Raw genomic sequence first — 22,018 nt, forward strand, 5'->3', positions numbered from 1 at the left:
CCGTCGGACGACTTCCCACCGGTACCAGCCCCCCCGCGTCAGCCGGCGAACGACGTCACTCAACTACCGTCCAGGACGGAGACGTTGTGGGCGCATACGCGGTTCCACCGATGGCCGAGAAGGTGCGGCGCACCCGCACCGGCCGTACGCGACGAAGGGCCGCGGAGGATCTCGTCGGCTGTCTGGTCCAGGTGCAGGGCTGGGGGTTCTCGTTCCAGGTGTCGATCAGTCGCCTGACGCCGCCGTCTTCGTCACCGGCGATCCGCCGTCGGTTCTGCGGTTCCCGGGTCTGTCCGCGGGTGGGAGTTCGAGAGTCAGCAGGTAGTAGCCCAGCGTCTTGCCGTGTCCGTCGAGGGTGGTGGCGACGGTGACGCCGCCGGCCAGTACGCCGGTGAGGCGGAAGGTGAGGGCCGGGAGGGCGGGCAGGAGGTGGCGGTGCACTTCGCCGGTGGCGAGGGGCTGGAAGTGGTCCCGTACCGCCTGCGCGGTGAGCCGGTCGGCGAGGAGGCGGAAGGCGTCCGCGTCGCGCGGGAAAACCGCGAGGATGAGCGTGTCGCCTTTGTCGCCGGCGCGGACGTCCGCCAGGTCGTCGAGGATGGGTCCGGGCATCAGGGCTCCAGGAGCGTGGCCGTGGGCGTGACCAGGTCGCGGGGGATCAGGCAGGAGCGGACGGTGAGGACCTCGTGGGTGTCGCGGCGGGCTCCGCCGCCGCCGGCGGGCCCGTTGGTGTAGAGGGATTCCACTTCCCATCCCACCAGTTCGGCGTCGTCAGCCGTGGGCACGCGGGCCGTGACGCGCAGGCGCACCTCGGCCGGGTCGGGCACGTCGACCAGGCCGCGGAACGCGGCGGCCGCGCCGATGTGTTCGACGTGGACCGCCGCGGTATCCAGGCCGTGCACCGAGGCCAGACGCTCGCGCACGATGTCGCCGGCCAGCCGTGCCCGTTCCCGGCAGCGGGGGCCGGCGTAGCTGATCTGCCCTTCTCCCAGCCAGCCGCCGCGGAACCCGAGCGTGACCTTGAGCTGGTCGGGCCGTGGCCGTCCGATGGCTCCGCGGGCCTCGACCCGGTCGGCGGCGAGCTGGGTGAAGGTCACCCGGCTGAGGTCGGCGACGACGTCGGGGGTCACGTAGGCGGTCGGGTCGTCCACCTCGTACAGGAGCTGCTCGGCGCACGTCCTTTCGTCCAGGCGCCCGCCGGTTCCGGCGAGCTTGCCGAAGACCGCGGTACCGTCGGGGCCGACGTCCGCGTAGGGGAAGCCGAGGCGGGCCATGGCGGGGACGGGCTTGGTGACGGGGTCGGCGAAATAGCCGCCGGTGAGCTGGCCGGCGCACTCCAGGAGGTGTCCGACCATGGTTCCCCGGCCCAGCACCTCGTGCTGGGACGGCCGCCACCCGAAGGCGTGCATCAGCGGCCCGAGGTAGAGCGAGGGGTCCGCCACGCGACCAGCGACGACCAGGCCGGCGCCGAGCTCCAGCGCCTCGGTGACGGCCTCCGCCCCCAGGTAGGCGTTGGCGGAGATGAGCTCCTCGGCGGCGGCGGACACGGGGGCTCCCGTCTCCCAGACGAGGGGGTCCAGGCGGCGTACCGCGTCGAGGACGTCGTCTCCCGTGACGACCGCGACGCGGGGCCCGGGCAGCCCGAGGTCGCGTACGAGCCGGCGCGCCAGGTCGCCGGCCGCTTCGGGGTGGGCGGCCCCCGCGTTGGTCACCACGGCCGTCCCGCTGCGTTGGCAGTGCGGCAGCACCGCGGCCAGACGCGCGCCCAGCAGGGGGTCGTAGCCGGACGCCGGATCCCGCAGCCGCCGGAGCTGGCCGGCGGCGATCGTGCGCTCCCCCAGGCATTCGAAGACCAGGTAGTCCAGGTCGCCCCGGCGCGCCAGGTCCAGCGCCGGGTCGATGCGGTCGCCGGCGAAGCCGGCGCCGGCGCCCAGGCGTACCGTGCGCCGGGGCCCACGCCGCGTCACGACGCCCACAGCGGGATCGCGCCCGTGGCGACGGCCGCCGCCAGCATGACGACGCTGGCCAGCCAGGCCCAGCCGATCAGATGGCGGATGTGCCGGCCGATGTCGACCTCCGCCAGCCCGACCAGGAGGAAGAAGGAGCCGGTCAGCGGGCTGATGGGGAAGCCCATGGTCTCCTCGCCCAGCAGCGACGCCTGAGCGATGTCGGCCCCGCTGACGCCGAACTCCTCCCCCACCCCGATCAGCACCGGCAACACACCGAAGTAGTAGGCGTCGGGGCCGAACAGCAGGCTCAGCGGCACCCCGAGGATCCCGGCGATCAGGGGCAGCGCGGGCGCGGCCCCGTCGGGTATCAGTTCAGCCGCGTCCCGGGCCATGGCCTCGATCATGCCGGTACCCTCCAGGATTCCCAGGAACGCCCCCGCGGCCAGCAGGGTCGTCGCCATCAGCATGGCGCCGCGGGCATGCGCCTCGATGCGCTCCGTCTGGCGCTTCATCCCGGGGTAGTTCACGACCAGGGCCACGACCACGGCCGCCATGAACAGCGTCTCGGGGGGCGCGACCTCGGAGACCAGGCAGGCGATGAGGGCCACGGTGAGCGCCGCGTTGAACCAGAACAGGCGAGGTCGCTCCAGCCGGGACGCCGGCTCGTTCCCCGCGGCGCCGGAGGACGGCGGGGCGGCGGACGGCGGGGCGGAAGACGGCCGCCCTCCGCTCCGGTCGCCCTTCTCCCCGCCGGCGGGGACGGCCGTCTGCGCACGGTCCCGCCGGGGGACGCCGGCGAGTCGGCGCTGCTCCCGGTGGCCGAGCAGCCAGGCGATCAGGACGGCCGTCAGCAGGCCCACCGCCTGGGCCGGAATCAACGGCACCCACAGGTCGTTGGCCTCGGTCTCGGCGGTCGTGGCGGCGCGCGCGGCGGGACCGCCCCACGGGAGTACGTTCATCACGCCCGCCCCCAGACCGACGCAACTGGCCAGCACCAGCCTGCTCATGCCCAGCCGGTCGAAGAGGGGGAGCATGGCGGGGATCGTGATCAGGAACGTGGTGGCGCCCGCGCCGTCCAGGTGCGCCGCGACGGCCAGGACGGTCGTCGCGACGCAGATGGTGGTCGGCGCGTTCCCGGCGAAGGCGACGATCCTGGTGATGATCGGATCGAAAAGCCCGGCGTCCCGCATCACCCCGAAGTAGACGATGGCGAAGACGAACATCGCGGCCACCCCGGCGACACCGCCAAGCCCCTCGCCGACGTACGTGCCGATCTCGGAGGGCGTGAAGCCCGCGACGAGCGCGCCGAGGACCGGCACCCCGGCGAGTGCGACCACGGCGGTGACCCGGTTGGTCAGGAGCAACGCCAGGATCACGCCGATGGTCAGGAATCCCACTGCGCTCACCATGGCGGCCCCTCTCGTGGCGATGATGCCGGTCGGCCCCGAGTGTGGGGCGGCGTCATCGCGCACACCACTGTCCGGGCGTCATGAGTTCCGCATAGATTCATGTGCTATGAGCATGGATCTCTCTCTTCGCCAGCTCCGGGTCATCGTGGCGGTCGCCGACGCCGGCGGGTACAGCGCGGCGGCGCGTGCTCTGCACATCGCGCAGTCCTCGCTCAGCCGGACGGTGCTGGAGGTGGAACACCGCGTGGGCGTGGCGCTGTTCGAGCGGACCACTCGGAAGGTGGCGCCCACGCCCGACGGTGAGGAGCTGTTGGCCATCGCCCGCAGACTCCTGGCGGAGTTCGACGCGGGCATGAACCACTTCCAGGGATACCTGGACGGCACCCGCGGCGCGGTCTCCATCGCGACGCTGCCCTCGCTCGCCGCCAGCATGCTCCCGCCCGTCCTGTGGACCTTCCGGCAGGAACGCCCCCACGTGTCGGTGACGGTGCGCGACGGCCTGTCGGACGAGGTGCTGGACCACGTCGCCACCGGCGCGGTGGACCTGGCCGTCACGGTCGCTCCCACCGTGCCGCGCCCGCTGCGTGGCCACCGCATCGCCCAGGACCGGTTCGTCTGCGTCTTCCCGCCCGGTCACCCCTTCGGTGCGCAGCGGCGGCTGGGCTGGCAGGACCTCGCCGGAGAGGCGTTCGTCGCCTTCGACCGCCAGAGCAGCATCCGCGCGTACGTCGACCGCACCCTGCGCGAGGGCCGCATCGAGCTCGGGCCGGTGACCGAGGCCCGCACCATCGGCGGCGTGGCCGGGCTGGTCGCCGCCGGCATGGGAGTGTCGGTCGCTCCCGGCCTCACGCTGCCCCTGATGAGCTTCGCCGCGCTGCGCAACCGTGTGCTCCGCCACCCCGAGGTGGAGCGGGACATCCACCTGGTCCACGACCCCGGGCGGCCGCTGTCGCGCACCGCCCGGGATCTGATGGCGGCCCTCGGCCAGGCCGGTACCCGAGGGCTGGTCCTGCCCACCGGCGCCCGCTGGGCGCCGGGGTGACGGGAGGGGCGCCGGGCCCTAGCGGGGCCGCCGGCGCTGGTCGAAGAGCCAGTCGATGACCACGTCGTTCTCGTATGTCTGGGCCCAGCACAGGTGCGCGTTCCCCGGAGTGGTCCCTGCCGGGTAGCTGGTGAACAGCGTGTGGCTGCCGTTCGCCCGGGCCCGGCGCAGCAACGCGCGGGAGCGCGCCTGGAACTCCGCCTTCGGCAGGTCGTTGGGCCACTCGCCCCGGGTGACCCCGGCACCGGCGCGCTCCACGGCGTTGATCAGCGTCCATGTGCCGGGGTTGCCGAACCGTCCCTCGCGGTACGGCACGACGGGGTCGTCGACGGAGTGGTCGGCCCAGAGGGGGACGTGCGTGATCCGGTCCATGACGGACGGGTCGCCCCAGCCTGCGGTCGGCAAGGCGGCGGCGAACCTCGCGGGGTACCGGGGGAGCAGGTCGAAGATGCCGCGGCCGCCCGACGACAGGCCCACGAGGTAGATCCGGTCGGCGTCGACGGGATGGGAGGCCACGAAGGCGTCGAGGAGATCGACGGTCGCTGCCCGGACCCCGTCGTCGGTCCAGTCCGTACCGTCTTCGCCGTCCATGGGGCGCGGCAGCGGCACCTGGGGAGCGAGGACGAACGCCGGGTGCCTGCGCTGCCGTTCGGGCTTGGCGAAGGTGACCGCGATCCGGTTCCCGGTGAGCTGGGTCACGTTGTTGTCGGCCACCTCGCCGCCGCCGTGGAGGGTGACCACCAGCGGGTACCGGGTGGCGGCACCCGGGTCGCGTACGAATCCCTCGGGCAGGTGGAGCCGGAAGCGCACCCCGAAACCACGGGTGTCGGTGAACGATCCCGCGGTGAAGCCGTCGACCACGGGGGTGAGGACGCCGTCGTTGTGGACGGCGAGGGGACTCGCGGGGAGCACGACTCCGTCGCGGCGGTCCGTCACGTCGGCCACCTGGCGCACGGCGTAGGCGCCGTCGAGCGGATAGGGGTCTGTGTGGAGTCCGGGCGGGACGGCCGGCGCGTTCGGGTCGCCGGGGTCGAGCTCAATGATCAGGTGGTGGCCGGGCCGCCCGGGGCGTGCGCGGTCGTCGGTCCCGGCCACCGCGTTGGGGTAGACGCGGGTCACCGTTCGGGCCGCCGTCTCGCCCGCCACGGTCGCAGCAACGGTGAAGGCGGCGGGCGGGATGATGCCGCCGCGCACGTCGACGGGCTTCGCGTACCGGAGGGCGACGGCTGTCACGCGCCATCCTGCACGGGGCGTGACCCGGGCGAGGAGATCGCACCCCAGAACCGGATTCCGCCCGGACGCCGCCCCCCGGGACGACGACCTCGCCGCGGCGGCGACGTCCGCGCCGATGGCGGGAGTCGCGACCGCTCCCGCGGCCAGGGAGAGTGCGGAGCGTCTGCTGAGGGGTGTCATGGCGGTCTCGTCTCGTCGTCGCGCGCGGCGTATGGCCCACGAGTGTGGATGCGGCGCCGGACCCGGTCCACCAGCGGTGCCATACCAGCTTCGGATCCGCTGATGCGCCCCGCGCATGGATAGCCACTCGGGCAACCGACATGGAGACCTGACACCACTGTGTACCAAGGACGCGAAGAAGTTCCGCGCCTACGGCATGATCCTGCTCGCCCGGAACCCCGACGCCCCCTCACTGCCCACCGGTGTCTTCGTTTTCGGGCCCACGCGGAGGTAGCCGCCAACGGGCCCCACGGCGCCTTCCCTGCGACAACCCGGCGGCCGAACTCACCCCCAGCACAGGCCATCCCGCCAGACCGGGCCCTACGCTCCGCAGGATGACCAACCCCGACGAAGCGAAAGAGTCGATACGCATCGCGACCGAGTTCCTGAGCCTCTGGCTGAAGGACGACCGGGAGAAGGCCGTCAGGCACATCGCCAGGGTGGTCCACGGCGCAGACGACCACGGCCGCGACCGGATCATCACCGGGCTGCTCAACCTGAACATGCTCGTGATCCTCCAACTGGCGCAAGCACACGGAACCGAAGACGATGAGGACATGACAGCCTGGGCACACGAGCACCTGCGCAGGATCGCCGGTGAGCTGCCGGACTGGGACCCCGAACCAGAGGAGTAGCGCAGCATAGGCTCATCGAGAACCAGGACCTGCGCCCCGGCCGGTTCACCGCCCACCAGGCCGCCACCCTCCTCGACATCAGCCTCGGCGGCGTCCGCCAGCTCGTCCATCGCGGCCGACTCCACCGCGCCGGCGGCACCCCGCGCCCTGGAGACCCTGGCGGTGCGGCTGCAGTGGGAGCCGCTGCGCCTGGTCGCCGGCGCGCTGCTGGGCTGGGCCCGGCCGCCGGAGTACCCGTCCAAGGCGGACGGCGAGCCGGCCGCGCTCGCGCGCCGGACGGGGCCGTGACGACAGCGGAACAGGCCGCAATGGCGGTGGAGCTGGCGACGCTCCGCGGTGAGATCCGCACCGACATGGTCGACATCAAGGGCAGCCTCGCCGTGCTGGTGGAGCGCAGCAACCGCACCGAGCAGGACGTGCGGGACCTGGCGCGCAACACAGACGAGGACATCAAGGCCCTGCGCGCCGACGTCGAGGACGTCAAGCGGTGGCGGTGGATGGCCACCGGTGCCGCCGTCGCGGTCGGCACCGCCGCCGGCGTCGTCGCCAGCATCATCACCGGGTGAAGGAAACGGGGGAGCGCCCCGCCGTCTGGTCTTCGGGCCGGGCGGCGGGGCGCTTTCGTCGTGCCTGATGCAATCGGCGAGCCGCTTATTAAGAGGTCGTCTCAATTGGCGCGCCGTCTTCGTGACGTGCGCTTCATGGCGTGACTGGGGTCCAGTGAGAAGCCGAAGGCGTTGTAGAAGGGGGCGACATCGGCGCTGGCGATGAGCATGGTGGTGCGGGTGTCGTGGTCCTCGGTCCAGTCCAGGAGGGCGTTGACCATCCGCCGGCCGAGACCAGCGCCTTGGTGCTCTGGGGTGACGGCGATGTCGACGAGGAACAGGTACATGGTGACGTCGCCTACCAGCCGTGCCATGCCGACGGCCCGGTCCTGCTGGCGGGCTACGACTCCGAATGCCGAGCTGTCCAGGGCCTGGCGGCATGCCGTCGTCGACGGCGAGGTCCACCCGACAGCTGACCGAAGCGCCTGGTATTCCTCCGGACTCGGGAGTTCCTGCTCGATGCGGTACATGGCCGAAGAGATTAGCCACGGCGGTTCACGCTGGCCGTGGTCCTCCGGTAGCAGATGAGAGCGCTGGCGATGCCGACGAACGCGAGGAAATGCTCGGCCTTGCGCTCGTAGCGGCGGTGGAGTCGGCGGCACCCGCCCAGCCAGGACATGGTCCGCTCCACGACCCACCGGTGCCAGCCCAGCCGGTTGGTGGTTTCGAAGAGGACCCTCGCGTTCTGGCGCGATGAGAGCGACTTCGCCCTGCAGGCCGTTGACTACTGCCTCTGGGCAGTCTTCCGCAAGTGGGAGAGAGGCGACGACACCTGGTACAAGAAGATCGAACAGAAAGTGCAGAGAGAATTTGATCTATGGGGCACAGGCACGATCGAGTACTACTGATCGCGAAAAGCACGAACCCCCGATCAGCTAGGCTCGCGCCGAGCCCAGGGGCTCTTTCGCCGATCGGGGTCGTGTCTGTAGGGCATTCTTAGCGCTGTCTCACATAAGCCGACAGTGACGATTCGCCGTGTGGCATCACTTTGTGTAATCATCTGAGGTTGGTCGGCTGGCTGACCCTCGATGAGGGCGGGCGCCATCGTGCTTGCCTATCAGCCCAGCGCCTCGATCGCGCGCAGGACCAGGGCCCGCGCCTCCGCCCCGTACACCGCGAGCTGTGTGAACTTCGCGAATGCCTGCTCGTACAACTCGATCTCGCTGGGTGCGGTGACTCGCACGCGCGCGGCGAGCAGTTCGACGTTGACCTGCGAGTCATCGAAGATCGTGAACGCCTCCAGCGGCCACACGATCCCCTCCCGCGACGCAGCCGTGGGCACGATGCCGAGGGAGACCGCGGGCAGCGTCATACAGGCGAGCAGGTTGCCCAACTGGCCGGACATCACGCCTGCGTCACCGAGGTGGTGGTTCAGCACGTGCTCCTCGACGAGTACCGCGAATCGGTGGTCGCCTTCGCGGATGACCCGTGAGCGTCGCATGCGCGCGGCTACGGCCTCGCTCACATCGTCCGGGGTGCCGCGGAAGCGGGCGATGGTGCCCATCAGCGCGGCGGCGTAGGCCGGTGTTTGCAGGTAGCCGGGTACGACGTTCGAGGCGTAGGTGCGGAAAGCTCGCGTGCGTTCGTACAGCGGTGCGGCGGCTTCCTGCAGTCGGCGCAGTCCGGTGCGCTGGAGCCGGCGCCACTGGACGTACATCTGGTCCGCCTGCCGGTTGGCGGCGATGAGGTCCAGCGCCTGCCCCTCGACGTCGCACGCGGTGCACCAGGCGCGTATGTCGGCGTCAGACGGGGCAGTGTGAGCGTTCTCGATTCGCGACGGCTTCGCGACCGACCAGCCGCAGCGCGCGGCGAGTTCCTTGCTGGTGATCCCCGCGTCCAGGCGCAGCTCCCGCAGCCGGGCCGCGAGAGCCGCGCGCGCCTCATGAGCACTGGACGACGGGGAAAGGGGCATCGGGGCTACTGGATCTCGTACTCGTCGTGCGGGATCGCGCGCGCCCAGACCTTCTCGAACGCCGCGGCGCAGCGCTCTACGAGGGGTGCATCGTCCTGTAGTTCCTTGTCGACCCACTGTCCGTCACCGGAGAAGTGGTGGATGCGGATGAGCCGGTCGTCGAAGATCCAGAAGTCGCAGCCGGGGAGCAGCAGGTCCGCGGTGTGGCGCCGCGGTAGCCACCGCACCGACTCGCCGGCCTTGACGTTGGCGGTGGTGACGTAGTGCTCCCAGCGGATGTAGTCGGTCACCGGCTCGCTGACGACCCGGGCCCGGCGCATCGACACGCCGCGGGAGACGGCGGCTGCGACGTCGTCGTGGAACGGCCGCCACCAGGAGGCGCGGTCCTCCCAGTCGACGCGGTGACCACGCTGCCACCCCTCGAAGCGGGGGTTGGAGAAGTACCGATCGCGCATCTCCAGGTGGACAGCGGACTGCTTGGCGCTGGCGAGGAGTTCACCGAACTCCGGAATCGAGTTCATCGCACGCCCTCCTGAGTGCGGGGATCATCCTCTGCGGGATCCTGATGATGGTCTCCTCCGGCGGCTTCGGCGATCGCGCCGGTGATGTGCTGTCGCAGTCGGCAGTCGTCTCGTCGTCGGCGGTGTAGCTCTGGACGAGTAAGTCTCCCGCCTCCGGGTCGACCCACACTGTGGGGCATCCGTCTTCGTCCGTCTCCGGGTCGATCCCAACGAATCGAATGGTCATGGCAACCCTCCTGTCCCGCGAGCTGGTTACGGGGAATATCACCACCATCAGCCGGTGAGGTGACGCCGTCAAGGGCGCACTGTGGTGGCACACCAGCACACTTCAAGGCACGCGTAATTCTGTGTAACCCGTCTCCAATCCGCCGCCCTGCATCCCTACCTTCCTGGGCATGGCCGCCCAAGCAGAGGCGTCGTCGGCGCCTGAACGTCCGTTGCTGACCCTGCGCGTGTCCCGCGACAGCGGGCGCACCTACGAGCCCGAGAAGCGGTTCTACGCTCGCGACTGCGAGCCCTCTCTGCTCAACGGCACCTACCCGCCCTGCGAGTGCCCTCGCCACCGCGGAGGGCAGCGACCGTGAGCGCCGATGCCGGAGACGTGGCCGTCCCGCGGACCTACCCGTCGCCGCCCGTGTTCCTGCCCGTCCGCGAGGGCCAGGAGGCGCGGCCCGTTCTCGACTGCGCGGGATGCAGCTGGCTCGACCAGGAGCGCCGGGACGCGCGCAACCGCGGCGACCACTCCACCGCGAGCGACTGCTCCGTCCGTATCCGCCGGCACCCCACCCACTGAACTCCCGTCCCCTGGCCGCCTGTCCGACCGCTAGGGGCGGGCCAGAAGCCCCGCCCGCCGTTACGCCGGCTCCGGCGGGCGGGGCGCCGCACCACCGCCCCGGGCGTTCCGGGGCGCTGGAGAGGAGGCGCACCCGATGACCAAGAACCCGCTGACGATCGACCCCGCCGCCTGTGGAGACCCGGGCGACGAGGACGACAACACCGACATCGAGGACGGCGACGGAGGCGGCGGCAACCCGTCCCCTGGCCACCGCTGAGATACCCCGAAATGTCAGTTCCCGCGGCTACGGTGCCGCGGGGGCCGACCCGGATCGACAGGAGCACGATGGGCAGGGCACAGACCGGCACCGGCCGCGTCACCGTCTTCCCGCTCACCCACCACTGGCCCGACCGCCGCTGCCTGCTCGCCTACACCACCACCGGCGACTTCGGCACCACCGCGATCGTCGGCGTACTGCCTGTGCCCGAATTGGAGCACCCCGAACTGCTGGCAGTCGCTGCGGCCCATCACGCCCAGGGCCTGTACGGCTCCCGCGGCGGACACGAGAACGCCTGCGCCGGCTGGGTGATCTGTACCGGCTGGTCCGCCCGCATCGGCGGCTCCGGCCCCCGCCTCGACATCCCGCACGCCCGCTGGAGCCTGCGTCCCGACCGCAGCATCGCCCTGGCCCAGCAGATGTACGGCCACGACATGCTGCACACCGGCACCTTCGCGCTCGAAGACGGCGACCTCACGCAGCAGGCCCTCCAACTCGTCCGCAGAACGTCCGCCGCCAGCACGGCCGCGGCAGGGGGCGCTTCGTCGTGCCAGGACTCGGTGACGCCTACGCCTCCGGCGACCGGCTGTAGCTGTCGATGACGGACCTACTCGTCGAGGCGTCCTGAAAGACCAGTTCCCACGGGCCGGTGTTGACGTCCATCTCCTTGCCGAAGCCGACCCACTTGCCGGCCATGCGGCGGCCGGTGGGCTCGACGAGTAGCTGCAGCACACCGTGATAGCGGGCGCCCCGGTAGTAGCCGTCCGGGGCGGTCTGCTCCGTCCAGGTGCCGGTGACGACGCTCCCGTCGATCGTGAGGTCCAGAGTCAGCGGTGACTCGGGGTTCAGGGAGGCGTTCGGCAGGCTGCGTCCGTTGAGGACGTTGCCGTGCTGGATGAGCACGACGAAGTGCGCGCCGGTGAACGACTCTCCGCGGCCGGAGGAGAAGAACTCGTATCGGCTCAGCCAGACACCGGCGTAGCTCGTCGCCGGGGCCGTTCGCGGTGCGGTGGCCCCGCCTGCGGCTGGGATGCCGGTGGGTGAGTCTTCGAGGTCGTGACCGCCGTGGCCGTCGTCGGTGACGCGGGCTTGGGGGACGGTGAAGCCGAGCGCGGCCACTGGCAGGCCCGTCACGGCTTCCAGCGCGCGGGCGTAGGCCGGGTGGGGCGCGGTGACGGTGCCCGCCTCCCAGCGCTGAATCAGGCGCTTGTTCGCGCTGTTGGGCCGACCGATGCGGTCGCCGGCCGCGCGTACGGCGCGGGCCAGGTCGTCCTGCGACATCTGCAGCGACAGCCGGGCGGCCTGCAGGGCGCTGTTGGGTGTAGCCATACCGATCACCGTAGCCATGATCTTGCGGGGACGACACCTAAATGACGCCGCCCGTGTCGTCGGAATGTCGCCTGCACCGACGCCGCGGAGGGCGACGTTTCGGCGTCATTCTGTCTGGGTGGCAGAACGTATCAGTACCCAACTGACTCCGCAGCCCGAATCTCCCCGGCTGACGCTGCGCGTGTCCCGCGACAGCGGGCGCACCTTCGGACCCGAGCGGCGCTTCTACTCGCGCGACTGCGAGCCTCCTCCGCTCAACGGCGTCTATCCGCCGTGCGAGTGCCCGCGCTGCCGCGCGGGGCGATGACCGTGGACTCCGAAGCGCGGAACGCGCCAGACCGGCGGACCTACCCGTCACCGCCCGTGTTCCTACCCGTCCACGAGGGCGAAGAGGCGCAACCCGTCCGCGGCTGCGAGACCTGCAGTCGGCTCGACAACGAGCGCCGGGACGCACGCAACCACGGCGACCACTCGGCGGCCACGGACTGCTCCGTCCTCATACGCCGGCACCCCGACCACTGAACTTTCGTCCCCTGGCCGCCTGTTCGACTCGCCAGGGGGCGGGTCCCGGCCGGTCGACCGAGCAACGGACCGGCCGGGAGGCGACCCGGGCGACAACGGCGGAGACGGCGACCCGTCGCCCGGCTACCGCCGATATACCCCGATATGTCAGTTCCCGCGGTTATGGTGCCGCGGGGGCCGACCCAGAGCGACAGGAGCAGCATGGGCAGCGAGCAGACCGGCACCGGCCGCGTCACCGTCTTCCCGCTCACCCACCACTGGCCCGACCGCCGCTGCCTCCTCGCCTACACCACCACCGGCGACTTCGGCACCACCGCCATCGTCGCCGTACTGCCGGTGCCGGAACTGGAGCACCCCGAACTGCTGGCCGTCGCCGCGGCACATCACGCCCAGGGCCTGTACGGCTCCCGCCGCGGGCACGAGAACGCCTGCGCCGCCTGGGTGATCTGCACCGGCTGGTCCGCCCGCATCGGCGGCTCCGGCCCCCGCATCGACATCGAGAACACCGCTTGGAGCCTCCGCCCGGACCGCTGCATCCCACTGGCCGAGCAGATGTACGGCCACGACGTCCTGCACACCGGCGCCTTCGCCCTCGACGACGGCGACCTGATGCAGCAGGCCCTCCAACTCGTCCGATGAACGTCGCCCGCCGGCACGGCCGGGGGCCGGGGCAGATCAGATACCTTCTGACCTGGCCCTGAGCGGTAGGCCGCGTGGGACTCGAACCCACAACCAACGGATTGAAATCTCCAGAGCCCCAGTCCATCAGGTTCGGGGAATCCCGCGCAGTTCCACCGTGTGCCGATACTGATGTTTCCTACTGGTCAGAGCGCTCCTGCCGCGTGCCGGGTAGTCCGGCTACTTCCGAGACGTTCAGCCGAGCAGTGGCCGAGCAGAAAGGCCCTCGCCACCTGGGGTGATGAGGGCCCTGAACGTCCGAGGAGGACGCCGCCGCCCGCTCCGCGCTCCTGTCCGCGGCCGTCAAGCCGCACAAGGTGTGCCCACCAGGCAGCTCACCATCCGGGAGGGCTGCGGCGGCGCCAAGGGTGTGCGGTACGCCGACCTGCCCGGCGCAGACGGCGGAGACGAAGCCGCGTAGCGCCCCCACGGAGCCGGTTTCGGGAAGGCGAGCCGGTATCGCCTCTCTCGAAACCGATTTCGACCCCATCTCGCATCTGACCTGCGCCGATATCGGGTTTCGACCCCACGGGCCGGCAGCCGCAAAGCTGCCCCAGAGCGCCTTCCCAGCGACAGCCCGGCGGCCGAACTCACCCCCCTGCACTGGCCATCCGGCCCATGCCCAACGCGCCCATACCGCGCTACCGTCACCCCCCACCGCATGCGGGAGTGACAATGACGAGAGTGTGGATCACCGGCAAGGGCAGTTGTTGGCACGCGGACCGCGACTGCCACGGAATCAGAGCTGGACACGGCGCAGCCGAGTCGCGGCGCAGCCTGATGACGAACTCCAGGCGATCGTCAACGAGGGCACGTTCACGGTGCACCCGCTGGACGTTCAGGTCGCATCCGCTGAGTCCCCCAACGCCAAGATGCTGCGCAGGGAGGCCATCGAGGAAGTCATGCGTGAATCCGCGGAATGGGGTTGGAACCTCTCCCAGATGGGCTTCAAGAGGCCGCCTGTCCCCGAGATTCACTGGACTGATGATGACGGGAAGCCGCGCATCACGTACGGGCGCTCCGAGCGCCCCTCCGACGCGGAGAAGAGGCTCCTGAACCGCCTGTGGAGTGGGAGGCACAGAGGCGGGAGCAGGGCAGGTAGCGCACCGTGGTCACATGGCACCTCAGCCCGCCCTCGTCGACACCCCGCCGCCGCAGCCGGCCCCTTCCGCCTCAGCCTGCAGAAGGTCCAGCCCGCGACACACCGACGGGGCACAAGAGGTCCCCGGCAGACACGGGACCCAGCGGGCGGCCAAGACTAAGTCCCGGCACTACGCGACCCTGCACGGCCAGGACTCACCTCCTGCGGCGCTGACTCCCCGCCCGGGAGAGCCCCTGTCCTCGCCAGGTGCTCGGCCAAACGCTTCCGCAACCAGACAGCGGCAAAGGGCGTCAGCGGCCCCACGAACAACCGCACCGCAGGAACAAGCGCAACCCACACGATCCCGACCGTCAGGCCGGTCAAACACAGCTTCGCCGTCGCCTCCGGATCTCCCCGACCAGGGTCAGCCAGCGCCAGCAAGGCCAGAAACTCAATCACGCACAAGGTGCCCATGATGGAGAGCCAGAGCAGGCCCAGGCTGATAGGCCAGATCGAACGCCCAGCGCTGATAACCCAGTTGATCACCGCGGCCCGATGCCCCTCCTCGTCACTCGGCACATCACCACGCTCGACACGATCAAAGAAGTCACGCACCTCGCCCATCGCTGTACGCGCGAGCCGTTCGTAGACTGCCAGTTCGACAGCACCCACTAAGACGATCACGGGCGCTACGGCTGCCACCGTCGCCGCGAATGCCTCCGTCATCTCCATGGCGACAGTCTGAACCGGCACTCGAAGGCAGGTAAGGGGACATATGGCCCCTCGTGGCGAACTCACCAGCTACGGGTACCGCAAGGCCCGAGCTGCGTACCGGGATCCCAGCACGTGGCACCCGCCGACGGAGTCCGCGCCTGCGAGTACCTCGCGGACTGGGGCGCAACGAGGTCCCAGTGGGCCTGGCGATCGACGAGGCCGAGCAGAGCGGGCCCATGGCCCGAGCCGCCGACTGCCCGAGCTCAACCTCGAGCACGGCCGGGACAGGGGGCGTTTTCGCGTGCATGCGTCACGCCGGATTCATCCCGCCGCGGCTGCTGCCGCACCCAAGGCTCGATCCCAGGGAAAGCCCGCTGCATCACCGTGCCGCGGCGGATGAGGCTCGTACCCCTCCGCGCCATCCAGGTACACGACGCCCTGCGACCGCAGCGCTTCCACCGAGCGCGCGACCGCCGGCTGGGCACCTTGTGCCTGGTTGAAGTAGGGCATGGCCAGCACCGGGATGCCCATGTGCACGCCCTCCGACACGAGGCCGAGGGCCAGCGTGTCCGCGATCCCCGCACCCCACTTGCACAGCGACGTTGCCGAGAGGGGCGCCACCAGCATCGCGTCGCACTTCGGAAGGGCATCCCTCTCGCCCGGCAGCTTGTACTGAGACCGGACGGGATGGCCCGTCAGCTCCACAAGTTCGGCCAGTCGGGGCTCCCACCAACGAGCCGCCGACGGGGTCAGGATCAGGCAGGTGTCCCACCCCTGTGACTGGGCGGCGCGCACTCCGTCGTCCACACGTTCAGTCGGGCCGGCAGCACATGCGATCAGGTACAGGACGCGGGTCATGCCTGGAGTCCACAACGCCGCGCCAGCGCACGCAACTGCGCCCCCGGCTGGGGCGTCGCCCCCAGCACGTCTTTCACCAGACTCACCGGCTCCGGGCGGCTTTCCACTTCCTCAGGCGCCAGCTTGTCTGCCTCCAGCAACTCCTTCGCTGCATCCTCTTTCCGTCGTGTCAAAAGCGAAGCGTGTGCACGGGCGATGTGATGCCTGGCACGTCTTTCTCGGGACATGCCCGCGAGCGCCGCCTGCTCCACACCCGCCGCCGTGTCCAGTGCGGACCAGCCATCCTCGAACCTGACGAGCATGTCGACGCGGTGCAGCTCGACGTTCGTCGGCCCGAACATCGTGTAATCCTCGTCCAGGTCCGCACCCTGCCGCGCCGCCACATCCTCGGCGTGGTCGATCAGAGCGCCCGCCGACTCGCGGCCAGCGGCTGCCAGCGCAGCGTTCAGGTACAGCATCCCCAGGGTCGACAACCCCAGCGGCCCACGAGCGGAAAGGTCGGGCTCCAGCCGGCGGGCGGTCTCGAGGGCGTAGTCGACGGCGGCCTGCGGGCGTTGCTGGTACATCAGGCTCTTGGCCACGCGGCGCGACGCGGCACCAATCTGCACCGAATCGCCAGAACGCTCTGCGGCAGCCAGGGCCCGGTCGGCGACGACTGCGGCCTGCACCGCCGCCCCGGCCCCGTACTTGTGCAGGAACGACGTTGCGAGCTGCAGCGCACGCGACAACAGGCCATGGGCCTCACACACACGATCACGCGGTGCCGCGTGCGCTGCCTTCTGCGCTCCGGCCAGCAGCGGCGGCAGATCCCGGGAAAGCGCCCGGTAGTGGCACGCCTGGAACGCGGCGCAGCAGTACTCCAGCCGCCGGTGCAGTACTTCGAGCGCGGGCGGGTCACCGTCCGGCAGAGTGCCGGACACCGGGTACAAGGCGTCGACGACGGCCAGTACCTCAGCCGGTGGTGCGGCGCCTGCCTCGGTCGCAGGCGGCTGATCGGACAACAGTTGCTCCACGGGGACGTGCAGTACCTCGGCTGCACGCGCGAGGACGCTCAACCGCGGATCGGCCTGTCTCTGCCCGCCTTCAAGGGACTGCACCCACCGCCTCGACTGGCCCATGAGCCGAGCGAAGTCTTCCTGGGTGAAGCCGCGGCGGTCACGCCAGTACGCGATCCGGCGGCCGATACCCGCAGTGTCCATGTCGGCCCCTTGTCACGAGGCACACACTCTGTGTGTCCCCCTTCGGTATACCGCGTCCTACCTTCTGAGCACCCGAACTTGACGGAAAGGGTGAGACGATGCCCGAGGGTAAGGCCACGCCGCTGACGGCCGCTCCCGCCCGGCCCGCGCCGCCTGAGCGCCCGCTGATGACCCTGCGCGTGTCCCGCGACAGCGGGCGCACCTTCGGGACCGAGAAGCGCTTTTACTCCCGCGACGTCGAGCCTCCTCTGCTCAATGGCGTCTATCCGCCATGCGCGTGCCCCCGCTGCCGTAGAGGGCGATGACCGTGGACTCCGAAGCGGGGAACGCACCAGGCCGGCGGACCTCCCCCTCGCCGCCTGTGTTCCTGCCCGTCCGCGAGGGCCAGGAGGCGCAGCCCGTCCGCGGCTGCGAGACGTGCAGTCGGCTCGACAACGAGCGCCGGGACGCACGCAACCACGGTGACCACTCCGCCGCCACCGACTGCTCCGTCCGCATCGGTAGACACCCCCACCACTGAACTCCCGCGCCCTGGCCGCCGTCTGGATACCCGGCCAGGGGCGGGCCAAGACGCTCCGGCCGCGACGCCCCCCGGCGCGGCCGGGCACCTCCGCGAGCCGCCGACGGACCCTTGGAGGCCACAGCATGAGCAGTTCCCTGCCAACTGGCAGCCGGCGTACAGCACTGCCGCTCTTGACGTCCAAGGAGGCCGCCGGGCTGAAGGCGGACCTCGCTGACGTCATCGAGTACCGCAAGTCCGGGCTGTCCTTGAATCACGTGATCGGCTGCCCCTTGGACTGCGGGTACTGCATCCGCCACCTGGAGCGGTACGCCAATTTCGAGATGAAGACGCCGCGGGCGCTGATCAGCGACGAGGAAGCGGTCGAGCGCCTGGTGCGGCACCGCTACTTCCGGCCGCACATCACGCCCGTGCAGGTGTTCAACAAGGCCACCGACCCCATGCTGCCGCGGGTCAAGCAGCACACGCTCAACACGCTCCGGCTGCTCGACGAGCAGAGGCTGACCAACCACGTGCTCGTCATCACCCGATGGCGCGTGGAGCCCGAGGACTGCCAGGTACTCAACAGCTTCCGCAACCTGCGCGTCACGGTCCTGGTCACCCACTCCGGCATCCAGCACGAGGGCATCGAACCCGTCGACTCGGCCGTAGCCGTGCGGAGCCTGCGCACTCTCTACGAGCACGCCGAGACGTACCGCACCGTGCTGTACTGGCGCCCCGTCGTCCCGGGCCTCAACGACAGCGACGACGACATCGCCACCGCCCGCCAGCTCGCCGAGCACGCCCACGCCGCGGTGTTCACGGGCCTGTTCTTCCGCGACGAGATCGCCGCCTACTACCGCGACAACAACCTGCCCGAGCCCTACAGCACCACGGCGCGGCGGAAGATCCTGCCCGAGCAACTGGAGAGCCGCATCCTGGCCGCGTTCCGCCGGCCGGGCGACACCACGGCGCCGTTCGGCCCGCTGTTCCGCAAGACGTCCTGCGCCGTCGCCTACGCCCACGGCCTGCCCGACTACAACGGGCACTACGGCATCCGCGAACTGTGCGACATCTGCCCGAAGAAGCAGCTCAGCCTCTGTGCCGCCGCCCACCGCGCGCCCGACCCGGCCACCGCCGAGGCAGACGCCCGCGCTCTCGGTGCGACCGGGCCGGCGGAGGTCACCGATCGGGCCGTGCTGGTGCAGGGCCTGAGTGAGCAGCCGCGGTACTTCCTCCAGCATGGCTACGGCTACCAGTTCCACGCCCGCGAACACCCGCACAGCTACCGTAGGCACGGCCGCGCGGACATCGGATGGCGCGGGGAGGAAGGTGCACCGTGACGTTCACCGACTGGCCCCACCCGCTGTACGTGGTCGACGTCGAGGGCAACGGCGCCAACCCCCCGGACCTGGTCGAGGTCGCGGCCATCCCCATTACCGACGGCCGGCCCCGACCGGACGAGGCCCGCCAGTGGCTCATCCGCCCGCCGGTGCCGATCCCGACGCGCATCAGCCGCATCCACGGCATCACCAACCAGATGACCGCCGACGCCCCCGCCTGGCCCGAGATCGCCGACGAAGTCGGGCGCATCCTGGACGGCGCGTGGATCGCCGCGCACAGCGCGTCCGTGGAGTATCGCGTCCTCGGCCGCCACCTCCCGGACTGGCAGCCCGCCGGCGTCCTCGACACCCTCCGGCTGGCCAGGCACACCAACCCCGGCCAATCCGGCTACGGCCTCGACGCGCTCCTCGAACGGACCGGCATCGACCTGTCCGACGCCCCCGGCACCCGGCACCGCGCCGGCTACGACGCCCACGCCACCGCCCGGCTGCTCCTCCACCTCGCCGAGCGATACCCCACCTTCGCCGCGATGCAAGCCGCCGCGGTCCCACCGGGGATGCCCGGCGAGCCCAAGCAGCAGCCGGAGGAGACCCTGTGGTGATCCCGCCCGGACCCTGACCGCCGACCCTGCGCCACGGCGGCCCCGGGAGCGTGTGTCCGCTTCCGGGGCCGTTCCGTGCGCGCGGTTGGTGACTCCGGGCGAGAGGCTAGATCGCCTGCCCCTCGGGCCAGCAGCGGGCCAGCAACTGATAGCCAGCCAGTCAAATAAGCAGTAGAGCCCAGGACAGAGACGCTCTGACCTGGGCTCACGTTGTAGGCCGCGTGGGACTCGAACCCACAACCAACGGATTAAAAGTCCGGTGCTCTGCCAATTGAGCTAGCGGCCCGCCCGGCCAGCATAGCCCGGACCCCGGCGTGCCCCCGAGCGGATATCGCCTGGCGGGCGGGGCGCCGCCCCGGCGGGGGTGGGAGGGGCTCCGGGGTGGGTGCGGAGGTCGTTGGTTGTGGGGGTCAGAGGGTGGGCCGGCCGGTGGGAGCGCGGGCGGACGCGTGTGGGCCCCCTCTGGGAGAGGGGGCCCACGGGGGTGTTCGGTCAGCCCTTGCGGTTGTTGCGGTCCTGGCGCTTCCAGCGGGGCTTGTCCGTGCGGCGGTCGTCCGAGGTGCGGCGGTCGTGGCCGTACGACGGGCGGCCGTCGCGGCGCTCGCGGCCGGCCGGGCGGTCGCCGCCGAAGCGGGAGCGGTCGGTGTCGCGGCGCTCGTAGGGGCGGCGGTTGTCGCGGTCGTAGGGGCGGGCCGCGCCGCGGTCGTCGCGGCGGGGGTAGGAGCGGGTGCCGCGGTCGTACGGGCGGGTGCCGCGGTCGTCGCCGCGGGTGTCGCGCCGGTCGTACGAGCGGGGCTCCCGGGTGCCGTACGAGCGGTCGTCCCGGCGGTCGTCCCTGCGGGCGTCGCGGCGGTCGGACCGGTGGTCGCGGGTCTCCCGGTTGTCGCGGTAGTCGCGGCTCTCGCGGTTGTTCCGGTAGTCGCGGGTCTCCCGGTTGTCCCGGTAGTCCCGGCGGTTCGACTCCCCCGACCTGTCGAAGGCGCGGAAGCGCTGCTCCCGCCGGTCGTGCCGCGTCCCCGTGCGGTTGTACGGGCGGTCGGTGCGGTCCTCACGGTCCGTACGGGACTCGTACGTCCCCTCCTCCCGTCCGGACTCCGCCGGCCCGTCTGCCCGCTCCGCGGACTCCGCCGACGGCGGCTCCGACGGCTCCGGCGACTGCGGGGTCACCCCCGCGCGCGTCGCCAGCCGCGTCGCCTCCGCGCGCAGCTCCACCGCGTGCCTGCGGGCCCGCTCCAACTGGGCCTCCAACTGCGTCACGTCCCGCTCCGCGGCCGTCGCCGCCTGGGCCGCCGAGTCCGCCTGCACCTCGTCGATCGACCGCGCACCCGTGATCCGCGCCACGTCCGGGTCGAACGCGCCGCGCCCGCTGATGATGTGCCGCGAGGCGTCCACCGCCGCGTCCTCCAGCAGGCGGAAGACCGTGCGGCGCTGGTGCGGCAGGGCGAGGGAGACGACGGTGCCGGACTCGCCGGCGCGGGCCGTGCGGCCCGCGCGGTGCAGGTAGTCCTTGTGGTCGCCGGCCGGGTCGACGTTCAGCACCAGGTCGATGCCGTCGACGTGGATGCCCCGCGCGGCGACGTCCGTCGCCACCAGCGCGTGCACCCGGCCGTCCTTGAAGTCCGCCAGCGTGTGCGTCCGCGCGCCCTGCGTCATGCCGCCGTGCAGCGCGGCGGCGCGCACGCCGGTCTCGCGGAGCTGGTCGGCGACGCGGTCGGCGCCGAGCTGGGTGCGAACGAAGACGATCGTGCGGCCCCTGCGCGCCGCGATGGCGGCGGTGACCGGGGCCTTGTCGCGCGGCTTCACGACGAGCACGTGGTGGCTCATCGTCGTCACCGCGCCCGCCGACGGGTCCACCTCGTGGCTGACCGGGTCGACGAGGTAGCGGTCGACCAGCGTGCCGACACCCTTGTCCAGCGTCGCGGAGAACAGCATCCGCTGCCCGCCCGGCGGCACCTGGTCGAGGAGCTCGGTGACCTCGGGCAGGAAGCCCAGGTCGGCCATCTGGTCGGCCTCGTCCAGCACGGTGATCTGCACCCGGTCCAGCGAGCAGGCGCCGCGGTCGATGACGTCGCGCAGCCGGCCGGGGGTGGCGACGAGGATGTCGACGCCGCGCTCCAGCGCGCCGATCTGGCGGCCCATGGACGTACCGCCGCAGACGACCTTCATCGACAGCCGCAGCAGGTCGCCGTAGGGCTGGAGCGCGTCGGCGACCTGCATGGCCAGCTCGCGCGTCGGGGTGAGGATGAGGCCGCGGGGGCGCTTGGGGTCGGTATGGCCGCCCGCGAGGGTCGCGAGCAGCGGCAGGCCGAAGGAGAGGGTCTTGCCGGAGCCGGTACGGCCGCGGCCGAGGACGTCGCGGCCGGCGAGGGCGTCGGGGATGGTGGCGGCCTGGATCGGGAACGGAGTGGTGACGCCGTAGTCCGCGAGCTTGGCCACGACCCCGCGGGGCAGGCCGAGGTCGCCGAACGTCGGTTCGGGGGCGGTGGCACCGGTCTCCGGGGTCTCGGCCGTCTCGCCGGTCTCCGGGGTCTCCGCCGCTTCGAGGGCAGGGTCGAGCACAGGGGTTTCAGACATGAACGAGCTAAAGCCTTCCACAGTCGTCGGCACGCGCCACGACTC

The 22,018-nt window shown here is 71.2% G+C and carries 25 protein-coding genes, 1 tRNA gene and 1 pseudogene; 12 read left to right on the forward strand and 15 right to left on the reverse strand.

Translation table 11 applies throughout. The annotated features are described in order from the left end of the window. Positions 1-225: 225 nt before the first annotated feature. Genes O7599_RS16845 through O7599_RS16855 form a run of 3 tightly spaced genes read right to left on the reverse strand, consistent with a single transcriptional unit; the run spans position 226 to position 3,355 of the window. Positions 226-609 (reverse strand): GNAT family N-acetyltransferase, encoded by a 384-nt coding sequence (locus tag O7599_RS16845; RefSeq protein WP_281622973.1) that lies wholly within the window; start codon positions 607-609, stop codon positions 226-228. Next, positions 609-1,964 carry an acyclic terpene utilization AtuA family protein gene (locus tag O7599_RS16850; protein ID WP_281622974.1) on the reverse strand — a complete coding sequence of 452 codons (1,356 nt, stop codon included), beginning with the start codon at positions 1,962-1,964 and terminating at the stop codon, positions 609-611. Before O7599_RS16850 ends, O7599_RS16845 begins: the two co-directional genes overlap by 1 nt. Beyond that, positions 1,961-3,355 (reverse strand): citrate:proton symporter, encoded by a 1,395-nt coding sequence (locus tag O7599_RS16855; RefSeq protein ID WP_281622975.1) that lies wholly within the window; start codon positions 3,353-3,355, stop codon positions 1,961-1,963. Before O7599_RS16855 ends, O7599_RS16850 begins: the two co-directional genes overlap by 4 nt. A gap of 112 nt (positions 3,356-3,467) precedes the next feature. Between O7599_RS16855 and O7599_RS16860 the strand changes: the two genes are divergently transcribed. Next, a complete protein-coding gene (locus tag O7599_RS16860; RefSeq protein WP_281622976.1) occupies positions 3,468-4,397 on the forward strand; it encodes a LysR family transcriptional regulator in 930 nt (309 codons plus the stop codon). An 18-nt stretch (positions 4,398-4,415) separates the two neighbouring features. On the opposite strand, the gene O7599_RS16865 is transcribed toward O7599_RS16860, so the two are convergent. Beyond that, positions 4,416-5,810, reverse strand: coding sequence for a PHB depolymerase family esterase (locus O7599_RS16865; RefSeq protein WP_281622977.1), 1,395 nt, complete (start codon positions 5,808-5,810; stop codon positions 4,416-4,418). A 374-nt stretch (positions 5,811-6,184) separates the two neighbouring features. Here O7599_RS16865 and O7599_RS16870 point away from each other — a divergent pair, with 374 nt between their 5' ends. From O7599_RS16870 to O7599_RS16880, 3 genes are all read left to right on the forward strand, one after another. Further along, on the forward strand, positions 6,185-6,484 hold the full coding sequence (locus O7599_RS16870; RefSeq protein WP_281622978.1) for a hypothetical protein: 300 nt from the start codon (positions 6,185-6,187) through the stop codon (positions 6,482-6,484). A gap of 162 nt (positions 6,485-6,646) precedes the next feature. After that, positions 6,647-6,772, forward strand: a complete 126-nt coding sequence (locus O7599_RS16875) for a hypothetical protein (protein ID WP_281622979.1) — start codon at positions 6,647-6,649, stop codon at positions 6,770-6,772. After that, positions 6,769-7,050 (forward strand): hypothetical protein, encoded by a 282-nt coding sequence (locus tag O7599_RS16880; protein ID WP_281622980.1) that lies wholly within the window; start codon positions 6,769-6,771, stop codon positions 7,048-7,050. Before O7599_RS16875 ends, O7599_RS16880 begins: the two co-directional genes overlap by 4 nt. A gap of 101 nt (positions 7,051-7,151) precedes the next feature. Here O7599_RS16880 and O7599_RS16885 read toward each other — a convergent pair whose 3' ends face one another. Continuing rightward, the gene (locus O7599_RS16885; RefSeq protein WP_281622981.1) at positions 7,152-7,559 is read right to left on the reverse strand and encodes a GNAT family N-acetyltransferase; all 408 of its coding nucleotides are present in this window, start codon (positions 7,557-7,559) and stop codon (positions 7,152-7,154) included. Positions 7,560-7,570: 11 nt separating this feature from the next. After that, positions 7,571-7,756: pseudogene (locus tag O7599_RS16890) on the reverse strand (transposase); the annotation flags it as partial. On the opposite strand from O7599_RS16890, the gene O7599_RS16895 reads away from it, so the two are divergent. Then, positions 7,746-7,937, forward strand: coding sequence for a hypothetical protein (locus O7599_RS16895; protein WP_281622982.1), 192 nt, complete (start codon positions 7,746-7,748; stop codon positions 7,935-7,937). The pseudogene O7599_RS16890 and the gene O7599_RS16895 overlap by 11 nt on opposite strands. A 209-nt stretch (positions 7,938-8,146) precedes the next feature. Here the strand turns inward: O7599_RS16895 and O7599_RS16900 are convergent, their stop codons facing one another. Genes O7599_RS16900 through O7599_RS16910 form a run of 3 tightly spaced genes read right to left on the reverse strand, consistent with a single transcriptional unit; the run spans position 8,147 to position 9,748 of the window. Continuing rightward, a complete protein-coding gene (locus tag O7599_RS16900; protein ID WP_281622983.1) occupies positions 8,147-9,001 on the reverse strand; it encodes a helix-turn-helix transcriptional regulator in 855 nt (284 codons plus the stop codon). Between the two features lie 5 nt (positions 9,002-9,006). Beyond that, positions 9,007-9,522 carry a DUF6879 family protein gene (locus tag O7599_RS16905; protein WP_281622984.1) on the reverse strand — a complete coding sequence of 172 codons (516 nt, stop codon included), beginning with the start codon at positions 9,520-9,522 and terminating at the stop codon, positions 9,007-9,009. Then, complete coding sequence (locus O7599_RS16910; RefSeq protein ID WP_281622985.1) at positions 9,497-9,748, reverse strand: hypothetical protein; 252 nt, start codon at positions 9,746-9,748, stop codon at positions 9,497-9,499. The genes O7599_RS16905 and O7599_RS16910 overlap by 26 nt, the downstream gene beginning before the upstream one ends. Positions 9,749-9,917: 169 nt before the next feature. Between O7599_RS16910 and O7599_RS16915 the strand changes: the two genes are divergently transcribed. The 4 genes from O7599_RS16915 to O7599_RS16930 all read left to right on the forward strand — a co-directional run bounded on the left by O7599_RS16915 (position 9,918) and on the right by O7599_RS16930 (position 11,176). Beyond that, a complete protein-coding gene (locus O7599_RS16915; protein ID WP_281622986.1) occupies positions 9,918-10,106 on the forward strand; it encodes a hypothetical protein in 189 nt (62 codons plus the stop codon). Further along, positions 10,103-10,315 carry a hypothetical protein gene (locus O7599_RS16920; protein WP_281622987.1) on the forward strand — a complete coding sequence of 71 codons (213 nt, stop codon included), beginning with the start codon at positions 10,103-10,105 and terminating at the stop codon, positions 10,313-10,315. The genes O7599_RS16915 and O7599_RS16920 overlap by 4 nt, the downstream gene beginning before the upstream one ends. A gap of 136 nt (positions 10,316-10,451) precedes the next feature. Beyond that, positions 10,452-10,574: a hypothetical protein gene (locus tag O7599_RS16925; protein WP_281622988.1), complete on the forward strand. Its 123-nt coding sequence runs from the start codon at positions 10,452-10,454 to the stop codon at positions 10,572-10,574. 68 nt (positions 10,575-10,642) lie between these two features. Further along, a complete protein-coding gene (locus tag O7599_RS16930; protein WP_281622989.1) occupies positions 10,643-11,176 on the forward strand; it encodes a hypothetical protein in 534 nt (177 codons plus the stop codon). Here O7599_RS16930 and O7599_RS16935 read toward each other — a convergent pair. Continuing rightward, complete coding sequence (locus O7599_RS16935) at positions 11,142-11,903, reverse strand: helix-turn-helix transcriptional regulator (protein ID WP_281622990.1); 762 nt, start codon at positions 11,901-11,903, stop codon at positions 11,142-11,144. The two genes, O7599_RS16930 and O7599_RS16935, sit on opposite strands and share 35 nt — an antisense overlap. Before the next feature lie 723 nt (positions 11,904-12,626). On the opposite strand from O7599_RS16935, the gene O7599_RS16940 reads away from it, so the two are divergent. Further along, positions 12,627-13,064 (forward strand): hypothetical protein, encoded by a 438-nt coding sequence (locus O7599_RS16940; RefSeq protein WP_281622991.1) that lies wholly within the window; start codon positions 12,627-12,629, stop codon positions 13,062-13,064. A 1,297-nt stretch (positions 13,065-14,361) separates the two neighbouring features. On the opposite strand, the gene O7599_RS16945 is transcribed toward O7599_RS16940, so the two are convergent. The 3 genes from O7599_RS16945 to O7599_RS16955 all read right to left on the reverse strand — a co-directional run bounded on the left by O7599_RS16945 (position 14,362) and on the right by O7599_RS16955 (position 16,955). After that, positions 14,362-14,916 (reverse strand): hypothetical protein, encoded by a 555-nt coding sequence (locus tag O7599_RS16945; protein ID WP_281622992.1) that lies wholly within the window; start codon positions 14,914-14,916, stop codon positions 14,362-14,364. Positions 14,917-15,219: 303 nt separating this feature from the next. Beyond that, positions 15,220-15,756 carry a flavoprotein gene (locus O7599_RS16950; RefSeq protein ID WP_281622993.1) on the reverse strand — a complete coding sequence of 179 codons (537 nt, stop codon included), beginning with the start codon at positions 15,754-15,756 and terminating at the stop codon, positions 15,220-15,222. Next, entirely contained in the window at positions 15,753-16,955 is a 1,203-nt protein-coding gene (locus tag O7599_RS16955; RefSeq protein ID WP_281622994.1) for a helix-turn-helix transcriptional regulator, read from the reverse strand. The genes O7599_RS16950 and O7599_RS16955 overlap by 4 nt, the downstream gene beginning before the upstream one ends. A gap of 693 nt (positions 16,956-17,648) precedes the next feature. On the opposite strand from O7599_RS16955, the gene O7599_RS16960 reads away from it, so the two are divergent. Together O7599_RS16960 and O7599_RS16965 are read left to right on the forward strand one after the other, a co-directional pair. Beyond that, positions 17,649-18,797 carry a radical SAM protein gene (locus tag O7599_RS16960; RefSeq protein ID WP_281622995.1) on the forward strand — a complete coding sequence of 383 codons (1,149 nt, stop codon included), beginning with the start codon at positions 17,649-17,651 and terminating at the stop codon, positions 18,795-18,797. After that, positions 18,794-19,399 (forward strand): 3'-5' exonuclease, encoded by a 606-nt coding sequence (locus O7599_RS16965; RefSeq protein ID WP_281622996.1) that lies wholly within the window; start codon positions 18,794-18,796, stop codon positions 19,397-19,399. Before O7599_RS16960 ends, O7599_RS16965 begins: the two co-directional genes overlap by 4 nt. Before the next feature lie 213 nt (positions 19,400-19,612). Here the strand turns inward: O7599_RS16965 and O7599_RS16970 are convergent. Next, positions 19,613-19,685 (reverse strand) — tRNA-Lys (locus O7599_RS16970). A 206-nt stretch (positions 19,686-19,891) separates the two neighbouring features. Then, positions 19,892-21,973, reverse strand: coding sequence for a DEAD/DEAH box helicase (locus O7599_RS16975; protein ID WP_281622997.1), 2,082 nt, complete (start codon positions 21,971-21,973; stop codon positions 19,892-19,894). Positions 21,974-22,018: the final 45 nt, after the last annotated feature.

Origin of the sequence: Streptomyces sp. WMMC500 (assembly GCF_027497195.1) — a bacterium.
Lineage (GTDB): Bacteria > Actinomycetota > Actinomycetes > Streptomycetales > Streptomycetaceae > Streptomyces.

What these genes read in the sequence shown, in the direction of transcription:
- O7599_RS16845 (WP_281622973.1), bottom strand. Translation starts at nt 609, where the DNA reads ATGCCCGGACCCATCCTCGACGACCTGGCGGACGTCCGCGCCGGCGAC.
- O7599_RS16855 (WP_281622975.1), bottom strand. Translation starts at nt 3,355, where the DNA reads ATGGTGAGCGCAGTGGGATTCCTGACCATCGGCGTGATCCTGGCGTTG.
- O7599_RS16860 (WP_281622976.1), top strand. Translation starts at nt 3,468, where the DNA reads ATGGATCTCTCTCTTCGCCAGCTCCGGGTCATCGTGGCGGTCGCCGAC.
- O7599_RS16865 (WP_281622977.1), bottom strand. Translation starts at nt 5,810, where the DNA reads ATGACACCCCTCAGCAGACGCTCCGCACTCTCCCTGGCCGCGGGAGCG.
- O7599_RS16870 (WP_281622978.1), top strand. Translation starts at nt 6,185, where the DNA reads ATGACCAACCCCGACGAAGCGAAAGAGTCGATACGCATCGCGACCGAG.
- O7599_RS16885 (WP_281622981.1), bottom strand. Translation starts at nt 7,559, where the DNA reads ATGTACCGCATCGAGCAGGAACTCCCGAGTCCGGAGGAATACCAGGCG.
- O7599_RS16900 (WP_281622983.1), bottom strand. Translation starts at nt 9,001, where the DNA reads ATGCCCCTTTCCCCGTCGTCCAGTGCTCATGAGGCGCGCGCGGCTCTC.
- O7599_RS16905 (WP_281622984.1), bottom strand. Translation starts at nt 9,522, where the DNA reads ATGAACTCGATTCCGGAGTTCGGTGAACTCCTCGCCAGCGCCAAGCAG.
- O7599_RS16910 (WP_281622985.1), bottom strand. Translation starts at nt 9,748, where the DNA reads ATGACCATTCGATTCGTTGGGATCGACCCGGAGACGGACGAAGACGGA.
- O7599_RS16915 (WP_281622986.1), top strand. Translation starts at nt 9,918, where the DNA reads ATGGCCGCCCAAGCAGAGGCGTCGTCGGCGCCTGAACGTCCGTTGCTG.
- O7599_RS16925 (WP_281622988.1), top strand. Translation starts at nt 10,452, where the DNA reads ATGACCAAGAACCCGCTGACGATCGACCCCGCCGCCTGTGGAGACCCG.
- O7599_RS16930 (WP_281622989.1), top strand. Translation starts at nt 10,643, where the DNA reads ATGGGCAGGGCACAGACCGGCACCGGCCGCGTCACCGTCTTCCCGCTC.
- O7599_RS16935 (WP_281622990.1), bottom strand. Translation starts at nt 11,903, where the DNA reads ATGGCTACACCCAACAGCGCCCTGCAGGCCGCCCGGCTGTCGCTGCAG.
- O7599_RS16940 (WP_281622991.1), top strand. Translation starts at nt 12,627, where the DNA reads ATGGGCAGCGAGCAGACCGGCACCGGCCGCGTCACCGTCTTCCCGCTC.
- O7599_RS16945 (WP_281622992.1), bottom strand. Translation starts at nt 14,916, where the DNA reads ATGGAGATGACGGAGGCATTCGCGGCGACGGTGGCAGCCGTAGCGCCC.
- O7599_RS16950 (WP_281622993.1), bottom strand. Translation starts at nt 15,756, where the DNA reads ATGACCCGCGTCCTGTACCTGATCGCATGTGCTGCCGGCCCGACTGAA.
- O7599_RS16955 (WP_281622994.1), bottom strand. Translation starts at nt 16,955, where the DNA reads ATGGACACTGCGGGTATCGGCCGCCGGATCGCGTACTGGCGTGACCGC.
- O7599_RS16975 (WP_281622997.1), bottom strand. Translation starts at nt 21,973, where the DNA reads ATGTCTGAAACCCCTGTGCTCGACCCTGCCCTCGAAGCGGCGGAGACC.